Below are 15750 nucleotides of genomic sequence, written 5' to 3' on the forward strand. Positions count from 1 at the left end.
ACCAACCACATGCAATAAGCCGATGAGTGGATGGCCGCGCATTGACATGTGCTTTCTCGCCCAGCCAAAGCAACAAGGGCAGGAGAAATATATGAGCGATACCGTGAAGCTGCATGACAGTTGGAAAGTCCCACTCGCGAATGAGTTTGACGAGCCGTATATGTTGGCACTGCGCCAATTTCTGTTGGCGGAAAAAGGGGCGGGGAAGCACATATTTCCAAAGGGCAGCGAGTATTTTCGCGCCCTCGACCTGACCACGCTGGATCAGGTGCGGGTGGTGATTCTTGGACAGGATCCCTATCATGGACCGGGACAGGCGCATGGCCTTGCCTTCAGTGTACAACCGGGGGTTCGCACGCCACCGTCATTGGTGAACATCTACAAGGAATTGCAAAGCGATCTCGGTATCGCGCCGCCGCGCCACGGGTTTCTGGAGCATTGGGCACAACAGGGCGTGCTCCTTCTCAACAGCGTCCTGACGGTGGAAAGGGCGCAAGCCGCCTCGCATCAGGGCAAAGGTTGGGAACGGTTTACCGATGCCGTGATCCGGCTGGTTAACGCTAAACCCGATCCCGTCGTCTTCATGCTGTGGGGCGCCTACGCCCAGAAGAAAGCGGCGTTCGTCGACAGCATCGACAAGGGCGGACGGCATCTGGTGATCAAATCCGCGCACCCTTCCCCTTTGTCCGCGCACAACGGCTTTCTGGGAAGCCGTCCGTTTTCAAAGGCCAACGCCTTTCTGGAATCGCATGGCGCACCGCCGATAGACTGGGCATTGCCACCCTTGTAATGCGATCTGCACCATCGCGCCCGGAGCATTGATATGACCCCCACTGCAAAACTTCTGCTGCTTGGCTCAGGTGAGCTGGGCAAAGAATTTACGATTTCTGCCAAGCGGCTCGGCTGTTACGTCATTGCCTGCGATGCCTATGACGACGCGCCCGCAATGCAGGTCGCGGACGAACGCGAAGTCTTTTCCATGCTTGATGCCGATGCGCTTCGGGCCACGATCATGCGGCATAAACCCGACTATATCGTGCCTGAAGTGGAAGCGATCCGGACCGAAGTGTTGCAGGATGTCGAAGCCGAAGGGTTTACTGTCGTGCCGTCGGCGCGCGCCGCGTTCATGACAATGAATCGCGACCGCATCCGTGATCTGGCTGCCGTCGAGCTCGGGCTGCGCACGGCGCGCTATCGCTATGCCGATACATGGGAGCAGATGCGGGAAGGCGCAGCTTACACCGGTTTTCCATGCGTCGTAAAACCCGTGATGTCCTCGTCTGGCAAAGGCCAGAGCACCGTTAAGGATGCCTCAGGATTGGAGGCCGCTTGGGAGTATGCGGTCGCGAATATGCGGGGGGATCGGCGCAAGGTCATCGTCGAGGAATTCATCGATTTCGATTATGAAATTACCTTGCTTACGGTACGAACCCGTCAAGGCGTGCTGTTTTGCCCGCCCATCGGTCATCGGCAGGAACGCGGCGACTATCAGGAAAGCTGGCAACCTACGCCGATGACGGACGCCTTTCTGGCCGATGCGCAGACTATGGCGAGCGCCGTCGTCGACAATCTGGGCGGCTACGGCATTTTCGGCATCGAATTCTTCGTGACGGGTAGCGAAGTCATTTTTTCCGAACTTTCGCCACGTCCGCACGATACCGGCATGGTAACGCTGATGTCGCAGAACCTGACGGAATTCGATCTTCACATTCGCGCAATTCTGGGCCTGCCAATTACGGATATTCGTTTGAACGGACCGACGGCGTCTGCAGTCATATTGGCGGATCAAGAAGCCGACACGTTCAGGATCGAGGGTGTCGCAGATGCCCTTGCTCTTGGTGCGGCGGACCATGACGTCGACGTGCGCATTTTCGGTAAGCCCGCCACGCGTGTGAATCGACGGATGGCTGTCGCCCTTGCTTCCGGGCAGACCGTGGAGGATGCGCGCGCCGTCGCTTCCCAAGCGGCGGGTTGTGTATCGATCGTCTACGGCTAATCGACACATAACCTGCCCGGATGGATCAGAATCGAAAGCTGATCCATGTCGCGAGGAAGGCGGAGTTACGGTAACCCGCGCGCTTTAGTACCTCTTGCGATTTGAGATATTCAGCCCGTGTGGTCAGGGTTAGCCGTGGGCTAATTGAATACACGATCTGCGCGCGGGCCAACTGGGCAACAGCTTTCCCCGCCACCCGTTCCGTTCCGACATAGGGCGTATAGTTGGCGCGATAGACCGCATCCTGCGCATCGTCACGCCATGTGAACTGGTACTCTAGGCTGGCACGTACACCGTCGATAGGCGTAAACGAGACGTTGGGCGCAATCACTTTAATGTTGGTGGCGGTCAGGAACAGGCCGTAGCTGAAATAGATGTTGTTGCCGAACGGGGCGTAGGCGTTGCGCAGCGTTCCCCTGTTATAGCCCCCGCCTCCGCTGCCATAATCGGCATGAATCCCGATACGCGGCGCGCTCTTGTCCGTTCCAAGCCGTAGCGTCTGTGCGGCGAAGACTTGCCACGCGCGGATCGGCCGGTCGCCGAAGTTTCCATATTGATGGACCAATGTCCAATCGAGCGCGACCGGTCCCACATCTCCCCACAGTCGCGCACCTGCATAATGGCGAACCGCAGGCGCCACGACGCCGCCCCAGGTTCCAACCCGATTGCGCCGTCGCCAGAGGAAGGGATCGAAATAGAGCTTCGATCCGCCCAGCCATCGGTCTGGCAGCACGAACCCGGCAGATATGCCGCTGAAGCGCCGGTTCTTGTCCGGCACGTCGTCGCCCAGTCCCCCATTGCCCAGATCGGTGGTTTCAAAGTCGAATAGCGTCGCGCGCATTGTGGATGTCCGCGCCCAGGCACGGGTGCCATTCAGGACAAAGCGAATGGTATTGTTGTCGCGCTGGGAGATCAAAAGATTGGGACCATCGGTAAATTCCTGCCGACCGTAGCGCACGCCAAGATCGACCGCGCCAACACTTCCCTTGGCTTCCGCGAAATATTGCTGGCGCACGAAACTGTTGCGCAACGATCCGGACGGCGTGCCGACATTCTTGCCCGAAAGCCGACCGTGGGCAATTTCCCCGTAGAAACGCAGATGCTCACCGATATGCAGATCCGCGCCGCCTACAAGGCGGAGGATGTCCTGCCGCTGCTCTGGGCTTTCGACGAGTTGGGGATTGCTGGTCAGGTTCATACGCAACCGGGCTTCGCCGCTCAGCGTTAGATAAATATCGCCATCGTCATCGAGCGGCAGATATTTCAGACGATCGAGAACATCGTCGCGCTTCGTGGGATCGCGATACGCGCGCCAGTCTTCGGCCCAACGCGATAGATTGTAGCCTTTGGCGGTCGCGCCATCGCCTTGCGCGGCCGCTGGATAAGTCGCTGGGTCGGCGGTTTGGGCATTGGCTGGCGTGGCGCAGACGAGCGTTACCGCACCGCACAGGAGGCGTGTCTTGAACATGAGTTTGGACCGATCAGTTGCAGAAGGGACGCTGATGCACAGCGCGCAGCTTCCGAAAGGATGAAATCAGGCGGCGGTCAGCGTAGGTGTCGTCGCTGCGGTGACAGCCGGTTCCACTGTCTTCCCGTCGAGCGCTGCATTGAGCATCTCGCGGTCCAGTCCGCCTTCCCATCGCGCGACCACGATTGTGGCGACGGCGTTGCCGATGAAATTAGTCAGACTGCGGCATTCACTCATGAAGCGGTCGACGCCCAGGATAAGGGCCATGCCTGCCAGCGGCACGGTCGGCACTATGGACAGCGTTGCGGCCAGCGTGATGAAGCCCGCGCCCGTCACACCCGCTGCACCTTTGGACGAGAGCATCGCTACACCTAACAAAAGCAGTTCCTGGCCCAGCGTGAGCTCGACCCCGGTTGCTTGTGCAATGAAGAGCGCGGCCAGTGTCATGTAGATATTGGTGCCGTCCAGATTGAAGCTGTAACCGGTCGGCACGACCAGCCCGACGATAGACTTCTCGCAACCTGCCCGCTCCATCTTTTCAATGAGATTGGGAAGGGCTGCTTCGGATGAGGACGTTCCCAGCACCAGCAGAAGTTCGGCCTTGAGATAGCGCAGCAGTTTGAAGATGGAGAAGCCGGTCAATCTGGCAACTGTGCCAAGCACTACGATAACGAACAGCAATGATGTCAGGTAGAAAGTCGCAACCAGAGATCGAAAGCAGTCCTGCTTGGCTGCAAGGTGCATTGCTGCGTGTCCTGGAAGAGCGCGAAGTCATGCCGGTGGGGGCCGAGCAACCGCTCGCCGTGGATCTGCGTGTTGTCGCCGCGACTAAACCGGGGATCGATGCCAGCGTCGCCGAAGGGCGCTTTCGCGCCGATCTTCTCTATCGGCTCGATATGGTGAGATTGCGTATCCCGCCCTTGCGGGAACGTCGCGCAGATATCCCGTTGTTGTTCGGATATCTGCTGCATCAGGCCGCGGATCAGATGAAGCGGGAAGTGCCACGGATCGGACCGGACATACGTGCGTATCTTGCCGATCACGATTGGCCGGGCAATGTTCGTGAACTGGCCAATTTTGCAAAGCGCGCGGTGCTTGGGATGCACGCGGACGTGGCATCCGCCGAAAGCCAAATGGCGCTCGCCCAGCAAGTGGAACAGTTTGAAGCGGCAGTGATACGTCGGGTTCTGGAGCGCGTACAGGGAGACGCCCGATCGGCAATGGCGGAACTGGAGCTACCTCGAAAGACCTTTTACGATAAGCTCAACCGCCACGGCATCGAGATCGACGACTATCGCAAGTGAGCTGAAAACGTCGGATGTGTGGGGCTTTGTAAAATCAGCGAAATTTCCAGTTAGGACTTGTCGGTTAGCTTCGGAGAGCCATATTGTGCAGTGCAGCAAAGAAAGCAGCACTGGACGGAGCGCCTAGCCGGCGGTTCTTCAGGACCGGAGATAATCGCATGAAGAAGCTATCCAGCACCATTGCCCAACTCGCCGCTCTGCGAGCCGCCGTCGCGCCGCTCAGCGGCGATAAAGTAACCAAAAAACTGCAGACGCTTGAGGGCTTTGGCACAAATCCTGGAGCTTTGGGCGCGAAGATGCATGTTCCCGTGAGTCTGGCCAAGAGGCCGGCATTGGTTGTCGTCCTGCATGGCTGCACACAGTCCGCCGATGGATATGATCACGGATCCGGATGGTCGCAACTGGCCGACAAACATGGGTTTGCCTTGCTCTTTCCAGAGCAGAAACGATCGAACAATCCTAATCTCTGTTTCAACTGGTTCTCACCGGCGGACAACAGGCGCGATCATGGCGAAGCGCTCTCGATTCGTCAAATGATCGAGGCAATGGTCAAAGCCCATGGCATCGATCCGACTAGCATTTTCGTTACCGGGCTGTCGGCGGGCGGCGCGATGGCATCCATCATGCTGGCGACCTATCCCGAGGTTTTCGCAGGAGGAGCGATTATTGCGGGTCTTCCACATGGCGCCGCTGCCAATGTGCCGCAGGCTCTTGAAGCTATGCGTTCGCCAAAGACAACGGATGGCAAGGATCTGGGCGATCAGGTGCGCAAGGCATCTGGTCACGCCGGTCCCTGGCCACGCATTGCCGTCTGGCACGGAACCGCCGACGCCACCGTCAATAGCGCCAATGCGGACGCGATCCTCGCGCAATGGATTTCGGTCCATGGCGTTGACGCCACACCTGCCACCACGAATGCGATTGCCGGACATTCCCATCGCGTCTGGAAGAATTCGGACGGTCGCGCGGTCGTGGAGGATTTCAGGATCGGCAATATGGGCCACGGCACCCCCTTGGCCACGACCGGCGCAGACGCATGCGGCGTAGCCATGCCGTATATGCTGGATGTGGGGATTTCCTCGACGCGGCACATCGCAGCCTCATGGAGCTTACTTGAAGAGCGTGCGTCTACCACGGCTTCCCCCATTGCCAGTCTGCGGTCAGTCGATGCACCGTTGGACCGCCCGATGAGCTCCAGGACCAAAGGGGGCGTGCAGAAAGTCATCGAAGACGCGCTTCGTGCCGCCGGACTAGTGCGCTGATAAAGGCTGTATTCGGTCGTCATGCTGAAAGCGCCCGCAATGAAGATGGGCTCGCCTGCTAGGCACGAGCCTTATCCTCTCGCCATTGAACCTGAGCGCAACTTCGCCCATAGCATCGCCATGGCTCCTGCCCCTGCCGTTCGCGCAATGATGCGCCTGTGTGTCGCGTTGCTGTTGTCCTGCGCCTTGCTGGTCCGTCCGGCGGTCGCACAGCAGATATTGCGCGATGCGGAGACCGAAGCGTTGCTCAATGACATCTCCGGCCCTCTGGTGAAGGCTGCGAGCATGGAACCGCGCAATGTCCAGGTCCTGTTGATTAACGACAAGGAAATCAACGCCTTCGTCGCTGGCGGGCAATATGTATGGATACATAGCGGGCTGATTGCCGCCGCAGACAACGTCAATCAGGTGCAGGGCGTCGTCGCACATGAGCTTGGCCACATCGAAGGTGGGCATGTTATCACCGGGGCCGATGGCGCTAAGGCGGCGACCAATATCACGCTGCTCAGCCTGGTACTCGGCGCAGCCGCTATCGCGGCGGGCGCAGGCGAAGCGGGTATGGGCATCATGGGCGCCGGTCAGCAGGCGGCGATGGGCAAATATCTCGCTTTTTCCCGCACCCAGGAAAGCTCCGCCGATCTGGCCGGTGCACGTTATCTGGGCGCGGCGGGCATAAGCGGGCAGGGCAGCCTGGAGTTCTTCAAGAAGCTGCAGAATCAGGAGTATCGCCTGGCAATACCGCAGGACGACAGTTACGGACGGACCCATCCACTGTCCGGCGAGCGAATTGCGGTGCTCACCAACGTCTATGAAAAAGACCCGGCGTGGAAGAAGCCGGTCGACCCTGTGCTCGAACGGAAGTTCGAGCGGGTGAAGGCAAAGCTCGTCGGCTTCGTGTCCGACCCGTCGCAGACGTTGCGAACTTATCCCGAAACCGATCAGTCGATCCCCGGCCATTATGCGCGCGCCTATGCCTGGCATAAAAGCGCTTATCCGGAAAAAGCCTTGTCGGAAGTGGCCGCGTTGCTGGCCGCGCAGCCGCACGATCCGTATTTTCTGGAGCTGAAGGGACAGGTGCTGCTGGAAAGCGGGCGCCCAGCCGAAGCGATTGCACCGTTGCGCGAAGCGGTCGCCGGGTCGGGTAACCAGCCGCTGATCGCGGTGCTGCTGGGCCATGCGCTAATCGCGACCGAGGATGAGAAGAATTTCGACGAGGCAGAGAAGGTGTTGCGCACCGCTGTTGCGCGCGACCGCGAAAACCCCTTCGCCTGGTATCAGCTTGGCGTGGTGTATGAACGGCGGGGGGATATTCCTCGCGCGGCGCTGGCGACGGCGGAACGCTATTCGATGCAGGGTCAGGACGGCCTTGCCCTGCGTAGCGCCGACGCAGCGATGCAGGGATTGAAGGAAGGCACCGCGGACTGGTTGCGCGCGCAGGACATCTCCATGGCATCGCGCGCTGCGGTCGAATCGCAAGGCAGGAAAAAACGATGAGCGACACCCCGGCGAGCTTTGGAGCCGCAATTAAGAATGGAAAGATACAGATGATGCTGGGTGGAACGTCCTTTGTCGCGGCGGCAGCGGTCGCGGCTTTCTTTTTGCAAAGCGCGGCCCCGGCTGCTGCGGTGGATACCAAGGATCGGGCGGCCATAGAAGCAATCGTGCGCGACTACATCTTGGAGCATCCCGAAATACTGCCGCAGGCGATGGAAAAGCTGGCCTCCAAGCGAATGGGCGCGGTGATCGACCAGAATCGTTCGGTCATCGAGACGCCCTATGCCGGAGCGTGGGAAGGCGCGGCTAAGGGCGATGTCGTGCTAGTCGAGTTTTTCGATTATGCCTGCGGATATTGTCGCGCGACTTTGCCTGAAATTGCCAAGCTGGTGGCGCAGGACAGCAATCTGAAGGTCGTGTACCGCGAACTGCCGATCCTGTCGGAGCAGAGCGCGGATGCGGCAAAGGTATCGCTGCTCGCCGCCGAGAAGGGGCAGTACATGCCATTCCACCGCGCGCTTTACGGTGCGGGCAAGGTAACACGCGATTCGATCTTCGGGGCGGCGGCGCAGGTGGGGATCGACCGCAAGGCGGCCGAGGCAGCGATGGTATCGACGAAGTACAATGCCGAGGTGGAGTCCAATATCCGTCTCGCGCAGACGTTGCAGGCAAGCGGCACGCCTACTTTCGTGATCGGCAATCAGGTACTGAACGGTGCTGTGGGCTTAGATACGCTGAAGGCCGCGGTGGCGACTGCGCGAGGGAAATAGCGTGAAGCGTGCCGTTTTTCTTGTGCTCGGGGTGGCATTTGCAATACCGGCAATTGCGCAGGACTTGCGTCCGCTTTGCCCGACGCGACCTGGGCTGGGGACACCACCCTGTATCGTCGACAAGGGCCACACTCTCGCCGAAGTTGGGGTTGGTGACTGGACCCGCGATCGTGATGGCGACATGCAATCCGATAGAGTGATCGTCGGCGACATGCTGCTGCGCTATGGTATCGATACGCAGAGCGAAATCGAAATTGGCTGGACAGCCTATGGGCATCAGCGGGACCGGGCAGGGACGTCGGTGAATCGGTCCAGCGGCACGGGGGACGTGTTGCTGGCGTATAAAAGAAGCGTTGCGAACCCGGATGGATCCGGTTTGTCGGCGGCGGTGCAGCCGTTCGTAACGTTGCCTGCAGGTGGAGCAGCGATTGGCGCAGGCGACTGGGGCGCTGGTGTAATCGTGCCGATCAGCACCGATATTGCCGAGGGCGTATCGCTCCAACTCTCTCCGGAAATCGATGCTGCCGTCGATGAGGATCGCAGCGGACGCCATTTGGCTTATGGCAGCGTAGCGGGGATCGGCGTCGATCTTTCAGAAGCTGTGAATGCCGCGCTTGAACTGTCGGCGTTTCGTGACGACGATCCGTCGGGCCACAGCACCGAATTGCTCGCGGCTGCTGCGCTGGCATGGCAACCCGTGGATGCGTGGCAACTTGACGTCGGTAGTGCCTTAGGTCTCAATCACAGCAGCCCGGATGCGCGACTGTATTTCGGAGTAGCGCGGCGATTCTGACTAGCTTGCCGGTTCATTATTCCCCTTGAACCCCTGCGCGACGACATACCATTCGCTCGATCCCTTGCGGCTGGCGGGGGGCTTGGCGTGCTTGACCGTGGTGAAGTGCTTTTTGAGCACGGCCAGCAATTCGCGGTCGGTGCCACCTGCGAACACCTTGGCCACGAAGACGCCGCCGGGTTTCAGCGTTTCGATGGCGAAATAGGCCGCTGCCTCTACCAGACCCATCGTGCGCAAATGGTCGGTTTGGGTATGGCCCACGGTGTTGGCCGCCATGTCCGAAAGCACAAGATCGGGCGCATCGCCAAGTTCCGCGCACAGCACGCCTGACGCCTTGTCGTCCATGAAGTCCATTTCGAGCAGGGTCACGCCTTCGATCTCATCCGTAGGGAGCAAGTCGATGCCGACGACGCGCGCTTTGGGTGAGAGTTTGCGCACCACTTGCGCCCAACCGCCCGGCGCGACGCCAAGGTCGATGACGTGGCGTGCCTGCTTCACGAAATGGAATTTTTCGTCCAGTTCGATCAGTTTGAAGGCGGCGCGGCTGCGCCATCCCTGCGCGCGTGCGGCATGGACATAGGGGTCGTTCAACTGGCGCTCGAGCCAGCGCGTCGATTGCGCGGTCCGCTTCTTGGCTGTCTTGACGCGGATATGGCCTACGCCGGTGCCTCTTGTCATGATCCTGCCCTTTGGCTGGGGATAACGTCGCGGTCCATCAGGCCGCGCAATATGCCTTCGCGAATGCCGCGATCCGCAACGCCGAGCCGCTCTGCGGGCCAGATGTCGAGGATACTTTCCAGTATAGCACAGCCTGCGACTACCAGATCGGCGCGTTCCGACCCTATGCAAGGCAGCAGTCGCCGGTCGGTAATCGCCATCGCGGCCAGCCGCCCGGATATGTCACGCATGGACGCCGATGGTACGATCAACCCGTCGATGGCGGCACGATCGTAGCGCGGGAGTTCGAGGTGGAGACTGGCCAATGTGGTGACTGTGCCGGACGTACCGAGCAGGCGGACGGAGCCGCGCTGTTTAGGTAGACGCGCAGCGAATGTGGCAAAAGCGTCAGCCACCCTTTGCCGCATCCCTGCATAAGCGGCCAGCCGCGCGTCCAGATCGTCCGGATCGAATTGTTCCGACTCGGTCAGCGATACGACGCCCCACGGCGCGCTCTGCCAATCGAGAATCCGTGGTGCCGGGCCTTCGGTATCGACCAGTACCAATTCGGTGGACCCGCCACCGATGTCGAAGATGAGCGCCGGGCCTTCGCCCGGTTCCAACAGTGCATGGCAGCCCAATACAGCCAGCCGTGCCTCTTCCTCGGCGGTGATAATATCGAGCGCGATGCCGGTTTCACGATAGACCCGTTCAATAAATGCAGGGCCGTTGACGGCACGGCGGCATGCTTCGGTAGCGACCGAGCGCGCGAGAGTCACATGGCGACGGCGCAGCTTTTCCGCACAGATCGACAGGGCGGCGATAGCGCGTTCTATGGCGACATCGCTGATGCGGCCGCTTGCCGCCAAACCTTCACCCAGACGTACGATACGGGAAAATGCATCGACGACGATGAATCCGTCGGCGGAAGGCTTGGCGATCAGCAGGCGGCAGTTGTTGGTGCCCAGATCGATCGCCGCATAGGATTTTCGGCTAGGCCAGCGGCTTCCCGTGACCGCTCGCGACATATCGCTCGCGCTGATCGACGAGGGCACCGTCGGGACGGCGGTGGACGATGCCACAGGGACGCCCATGCCCTTGTGTGCGGGGTTTGGCGCTGGCTGCGGCGATGGGCGGCTACGCTGCACCATGGCCATAAACTCACTGTTATGTTTTCCGTGCGCCGCGACAGGCACCGGTACTTGGGAACAAGAGTAAGGGCGGACGCGGCAAAGCGCAAGTTTGTGCATTTGCATCACGCGCCCATCATTGTTCCAATCCAGGAAGGTGCTGCGACGGCCGGTTCCAAAATCCCGTCATTGACAGGCCGGGGGCACCTGCTTATTTGCCGCACTCCGGTCGCCGACCCGCCATGGGGGGCGCCTTGGGCATGATGCCCCGTCGTCTAATGGTAAGACAGCGGATTCTGACTCCGCCAATCGAGGTTCGAATCCTCGCGGGGCATCCAGCCGGCACAGCTTGCCATCTCCAAAAAACAGATATGTTCTAAGCGGTTGGGCAACCGCCAAGCGTCTGTTGCATTTTTGCGACAGTTCCTTGTTTATCTCTGTTGCGATGCAACAACCCGGCGTGAAGGCAGTTTAGTCGTGCGACCGCTCAAGAAAAAGCGGGAAGTTCGCTTGGAGTTTTGTATGAAAAAGTTTCTATTGGCCGCCGCAGCGATCGCGCTGCTCCCCTCCGCTGCAATGGCGCAGGAAACCGCCCCCGATGGCACGGACGCATTCGGCCTTGAGCCTTATGTCGGTGTGCTTGGCGGCTATCACTCGTTCGATCGCGACAGCGAATTCGGTTCGCCCCGCGGTGGCAAAATGAACGGTGGCCTCGTCAGCGGCGTTGCCGGTGTGAACATTCCACTCGGCCCGGTTTTCGTCGGTGCAGAAGGTAATGCCACCAAGGGCTTCAACGACATCGATTGGGAATATGGCGTTCGTGGCCGCGTCGGTGCACGCGCTGGCGAAAGCGGCATGATCTTCGCATCGGCCGGTTACCAGTGGGTCAACGGCCGTCGCGCTTATAGCGACCAGAAGGACTGGATCTACGGTCTTGGCGTCGAAGTAGGCCCCAAGGACATCGGTCTTGGCGGCGTGACCGGCAATTCCGGCATTCGTCTGCGTCTGCAGGCGGAAACCTATGATTTCGACAGCATCCGTCCGATGGCTGGTGTGATCTTCCACTTCTAAGTGCGAAGCACTTCGTCGTGCCGAAAGGGGTGGGCCATTGGCCCGCCCCTTTTTGTTTGGGACACCGACATTGCCAATGTCGACCATTATCCGACAGTTGCATCGGGCATGCACAGCGGGTCCGGGACCTTGGCGGCAATAGGCTATTTTGTGGCGTCGTACGCCGATATACCAGATCGGCTGGTGGTCATGCGTTTCTCGATCGCGCTTCCTGATCCGTCGCAATATCGGCGCCGGTAAGCTCGCCTTGTTCACAAATGGTGCCCGCCCTCTCTACCGGCACCCCCGCACTGGTCGCCGTTAAAGGCCACCCCTGGCCCATCGAAGACAGCTTCGAGACCACCCAGAACGAACCCATCCCCGATCGCGACAAAACCCACCTAATCCGCGCAATCCGACGCAGCGTTTCTGTTCGAGCGGCCGGGAAAATTGATAAGTCAAGCACCACCGTCAGCCAAGGCGACCTATAATGGGGATTACCTACTTCCGGACGTCGGGTCCCGGGAATTGCTACGCTGTCAGGATTGATAAATGAAGATTTTGCAGAATGCGAAGATATCCACAAAGATCATATCACTATTGACCCTGTTGGGTGCCATCACGCTCTCGATCGCGTGGGACGGATCACGTCAAATGTCTGCGATAGACAGGACATATTCGGACCTTGTTGCTTCGCAGCAAGGAACAACGAAGTTGGTACGGGCCAACCGCAACACCGCCGACATGCTTTACGCGGCTTACCGCACGCTGGCTTACGATGGCAACAGCAAGACAGCGCGTATTGCAGCGAAGGAAGGGGAGGCTTCTTTCGAAGCCGCCAAGAAGAATCTCGCGGAAGTCATCGCCGCAGAGCCTGGCACATCCGCAAGCCTGACACCGTTTGCCCACCAGTTAGAGGGGATTCACGATCTCGTCACGAAGGCCATGGAGTACGGCTTGGCCAACCGAAATGACGAAGCCAAGACATTGCTCGCGCGCGCCGACGCGGAGATGATTACCTATTACAAGGGCTTGGCTGCATTCAACAGCGCACGCACCGATCTTGCAAACGCCACATCGGTTAAGCTATCCGCCAACGCCGATGCGACGTCATTCCGGATGCTCGCACTTGGCCTGGCCGGCGTCCTGGGCGGTATAGGATTGGCAGTCGTTGTCACCCGGATTGGGATCACCGGCCCGCTCTCGCGCCTTCAGTCATTGATGGGCGAAATCGCAGCCGGGGACTATCGCAAAGACGTTGCCGGAGTCGAGCGCGGTGACGAAGTCGGTGCTATGGCCCAGGCGGTCCTCGTGTTCCGCGAAAATGGCATTGCGAAAGACGCCGCCGACAAAATCAAGGCACAGGCCGATGCTGAGCAGAAGATGGTCGTAGATACCATCTCGCATCACCTTTCGGAACTGTCGGGCGGCGACCTGACGACGGCCATAAAGGCAGAGTTTTCGGGCGACTACGCCGTCCTGAAAAGCAATTTCAATGAGGCACTGGACAATCTGCGCGAATTGATCAGCAACGTTGGGGACAGCGCAGCAGCGATCCAGACCGGTTCAAGCGAAATTGCCCAGGCCTCGGAAGATTTGGCACGACGCACAGAAAGCAATGCAGCCTCTCTCGAAGAGACAGCGGCCGCTATTACCCAGATCGATAGCCGCCTGAAAGCCAGCGCCACCGCCGCATCGCAGACCGTGGAACGTGCAGATCAGGCAATCGTCACCGTAGGCGATGGCCGCGCGGTTGCTGACGAGGCGGTTCAGGCAATGGAGCGGGTATCGGACAGCGCCAAAGGCATTGATAGCGTCATTGAAGGGCTCGACAAGATCGCGTTCCAGACCCGGGTGCTCGCCATGAATGCCGCCGTTGAGGCGGGGCGTGCCGGCGATGCAGGCCGTGGCTTCGCGGTGGTGGCAGATTTGGTAAGTGCGCTGGCTATGCGCGCTGAAGAAGAGGCAAAGCGGGCGCGCGATCAGTTGACGGTAACCCAGACGGACATCGTTGTTGCTGTTCAGGCGGTGGTAAAGGTCGATGGTGCACTGACTACAATTACGAGCGATGTTGGCCAAGTGCACGAATTGCTCGAAACAATGGCTGCTGACAATCAAGCGCAGTCAGTCGCTATCGCTGAGATTTCTGCGGCGATCGTTACTATGGACAGTTCCACGCAGCAGAATGCCGCGATGGTAGAGGAGACCTCCGCTGCTGCCCGCAACCTGGCAAGCGAGGTCAACGGACTGACTGAACAGGCCACCAGGTTCAACGTCGGTAAGGCTGCCGCCCCTGTTAAGAAAGTGCCGGTAGCCAAGAGCCCCAAGCCCGCTGCGAAGGCTTATGTTGCGCCCGTCAAGCCGCTTCCTGCAGCGGCTGATCCTGAAATGGCGGACGCCGATGGCGACTGGACCTCGTTCTAGGCGAAGTTGAGCGGCCCGTCGGCACCGTGCGGTGCCGACGGGCTTCGCTTTAATTGCGACGGCGGTATCCGGGGGACCTATGATATCACGCTTATTATCGGTTGTGGTGCTTGGCGGCGCTTTGTTATGCAGCCCCAAGGTAAACGCACAGACGGTAGTGATGAAGCCGCTAGCCGACGCGCGACTGCGCTACGAATCGGTTGATCAAGCCCCTAATCCCGCTGATGCTGACGCCATCACCGCCCGTATCCGCACCGGCGTAAGCATCACGCGCGACCGGCTTTCGGCGCTTATCGAGAGTGAGGCGACACTGGCCATTGGCAGGCGGTATTTTGACGGTGTGCATGGCAATTCGGCGTACCCGACGGTTGGCGATCCCCAGAATATCGAGATCAATCGCGCGCAGCTCAGCTATGTGCTTCCCGGCCAGGGTTCGGTCACGGTCGGCCGCCAGCTTCTCGAACTCGCTGACCAGCGTTTTGTCGGGTCGGCTGCATTCCGTCAGAATGAGCAGACCTATGACGCCGTGCATGTGACATGGTCAGGCCTGCCCAAACTAACCGCCGATATAAGCTATGTCTGGAGCGTGCGGACGGTCAATGGTATCAACGGTCGCGGCGCCAAGCAGCAGGCCATATCGGGCAACAACCTGTTCGCGCTGCTTGGCTATGCCACGCCGGTCGGAACGCTCACCGGCTTCGCCTATGTCGTCGATGCCGATGAAGCGGCAACACAGTCCTTTCGGCTGTCGAGCCAGACCTATGGTGCCCGCTTTGCCGGTGCTGTCACCGTTAAACCAGGCCTCAAGCTGGGTTATGTTGCCAGTTGGGCGCGGCAGAGCGCTTACCATCGGAATCCGAATGCCTACACGGCACATTACTACCTTGCCGAAGGGTCGCTTAGTAGTTCCATAGTCACCGCAACCGTGGGTTATGAAGTGCTCAGCGCGGATGACGGCGTTGCCCTTACGAGTTTTCAGACGCCCTATGCGTCGCTGTTCAAGTTCCAGGGGTGGACCGATCGTTTCACGACAACGCCGCCTGATGGTGTGCGCGATCTCTACGTCACTGTCGGTGCCGGACGGAAGAAGAATGGCAGGGTCAGCGGCTTAAACATGCTTGCGAGCTGGCACCGTTTTGAAAGCGATCGGCGCGTTCGGCATTACGGTGATGAGCTTAACCTTCTCGTATCAGCCAGTTTCGGCCAAACCACGCTTTCCGCGCGCTGGGCGCGTTATCATGCGGATAGCTTTGCCACCGATACGCAAAAATCCTGGCTGACGGCGGAGTGGTCGCTTTAGCAGTATCTTTGGTGAAGCCACATACGGGGCAGCAGCGCCACGTCTCTCGCCAAAGTTCGCCTTCGCAATGATCGCGGTGCTGGGTGCCTCCATCTGATAAGC

13 protein-coding genes, 1 tRNA gene and 1 pseudogene are annotated in these 15750 nt (G+C 59.6%); 11 read left to right on the plus strand and 4 right to left on the minus strand.

Annotation, left to right across the window (positions count from 1 at the left end; translation table 11 throughout):
- Window positions 1-91 precede the first annotated feature (91 nt).
- On the plus strand, window positions 92-790 hold the full coding sequence (gene ung / locus QMG56_RS10075) for a uracil-DNA glycosylase (RefSeq protein WP_281822430.1): 699 nt from the start codon (window positions 92-94) through the stop codon (window positions 788-790).
- A gap of 33 nt (window positions 791-823) precedes the next feature.
- Window positions 824-1996 carry a formate-dependent phosphoribosylglycinamide formyltransferase gene (gene purT, locus QMG56_RS10080; protein WP_281822432.1) on the plus strand — a complete coding sequence of 391 codons (1173 nt, stop codon included), beginning with the start codon at window positions 824-826 and terminating at the stop codon, window positions 1994-1996.
- A 25-nt stretch (window positions 1997-2021) separates the two neighbouring features.
- On the opposite strand, the gene QMG56_RS10085 is transcribed toward purT, so the two are convergent.
- Together QMG56_RS10085 and QMG56_RS10090 are read right to left on the minus strand one after the other, a co-directional pair.
- Complete coding sequence (locus tag QMG56_RS10085) at window positions 2022-3464, minus strand: alginate export family protein (protein ID WP_281822433.1); 1443 nt, start codon at window positions 3462-3464, stop codon at window positions 2022-2024.
- A 66-nt stretch (window positions 3465-3530) separates the two neighbouring features.
- Window positions 3531-4172 (minus strand): annotated as a pseudogene (locus tag QMG56_RS10090) (cation:dicarboxylate symporter family transporter); the annotation flags it as partial.
- A gap of 35 nt (window positions 4173-4207) precedes the next feature.
- Between QMG56_RS10090 and QMG56_RS10095 the strand changes: the two are divergent.
- From QMG56_RS10095 to QMG56_RS10115, 5 genes are all read left to right on the plus strand, one after another.
- Window positions 4208-4768 (plus strand): sigma 54-interacting transcriptional regulator, encoded by a 561-nt coding sequence (locus QMG56_RS10095; protein WP_281822435.1) that lies wholly within the window; start codon window positions 4208-4210, stop codon window positions 4766-4768.
- 158 nt (window positions 4769-4926) lie between these two features.
- Window positions 4927-6030, plus strand: coding sequence for a PHB depolymerase family esterase (locus QMG56_RS10100; protein ID WP_281822436.1), 1104 nt, complete (start codon window positions 4927-4929; stop codon window positions 6028-6030).
- A 120-nt stretch (window positions 6031-6150) separates the two neighbouring features.
- Complete coding sequence (locus QMG56_RS10105; RefSeq protein ID WP_281822438.1) at window positions 6151-7524, plus strand: M48 family metalloprotease; 1374 nt, start codon at window positions 6151-6153, stop codon at window positions 7522-7524.
- 50 nt (window positions 7525-7574) lie between these two features.
- Window positions 7575-8294 (plus strand): DsbA family protein, encoded by a 720-nt coding sequence (locus QMG56_RS10110; protein ID WP_375713677.1) that lies wholly within the window; start codon window positions 7575-7577, stop codon window positions 8292-8294.
- Between the two features lies 1 nt (window position 8295).
- Entirely contained in the window at window positions 8296-9087 is a 792-nt protein-coding gene (locus QMG56_RS10115) for a transporter (protein WP_281822440.1), read from the plus strand.
- Here QMG56_RS10115 and QMG56_RS10120 read toward each other — a convergent pair whose 3' ends face one another.
- Complete coding sequence (locus QMG56_RS10120; RefSeq protein WP_230186434.1) at window positions 9088-9765, minus strand: RlmE family RNA methyltransferase; 678 nt, start codon at window positions 9763-9765, stop codon at window positions 9088-9090.
- Window positions 9762-10772 (minus strand): Ppx/GppA phosphatase family protein, encoded by a 1011-nt coding sequence (locus tag QMG56_RS10125; protein WP_375713678.1) that lies wholly within the window; start codon window positions 10770-10772, stop codon window positions 9762-9764. The genes QMG56_RS10120 and QMG56_RS10125 overlap by 4 nt, the downstream gene beginning before the upstream one ends.
- Window positions 10773-11138: 366 nt before the next feature.
- On the opposite strand from QMG56_RS10125, the gene QMG56_RS10130 reads away from it, so the two are divergent.
- From QMG56_RS10130 to QMG56_RS10145, 4 genes are all read left to right on the plus strand, one after another.
- Window positions 11139-11212, plus strand: a tRNA-Gln gene (locus tag QMG56_RS10130).
- A gap of 184 nt (window positions 11213-11396) precedes the next feature.
- Window positions 11397-11945 (plus strand): opacity protein, encoded by a 549-nt coding sequence (locus QMG56_RS10135; RefSeq protein ID WP_230186436.1) that lies wholly within the window; start codon window positions 11397-11399, stop codon window positions 11943-11945.
- Window positions 11946-12476: 531 nt separating this feature from the next.
- On the plus strand, window positions 12477-14348 hold the full coding sequence (locus tag QMG56_RS10140; RefSeq protein WP_281822442.1) for a methyl-accepting chemotaxis protein: 1872 nt from the start codon (window positions 12477-12479) through the stop codon (window positions 14346-14348).
- 160 nt (window positions 14349-14508) lie between these two features.
- A complete protein-coding gene (locus QMG56_RS10145; protein WP_281822443.1) occupies window positions 14509-15648 on the plus strand; it encodes a hypothetical protein in 1140 nt (379 codons plus the stop codon).
- The last annotated feature ends 102 nt before the right edge of the window (window positions 15649-15750 follow it).

This window comes from Sphingobium sp. BS19 (genome assembly GCF_027925545.1).
GTDB lineage: Bacteria > Pseudomonadota > Alphaproteobacteria > Sphingomonadales > Sphingomonadaceae > Sphingobium.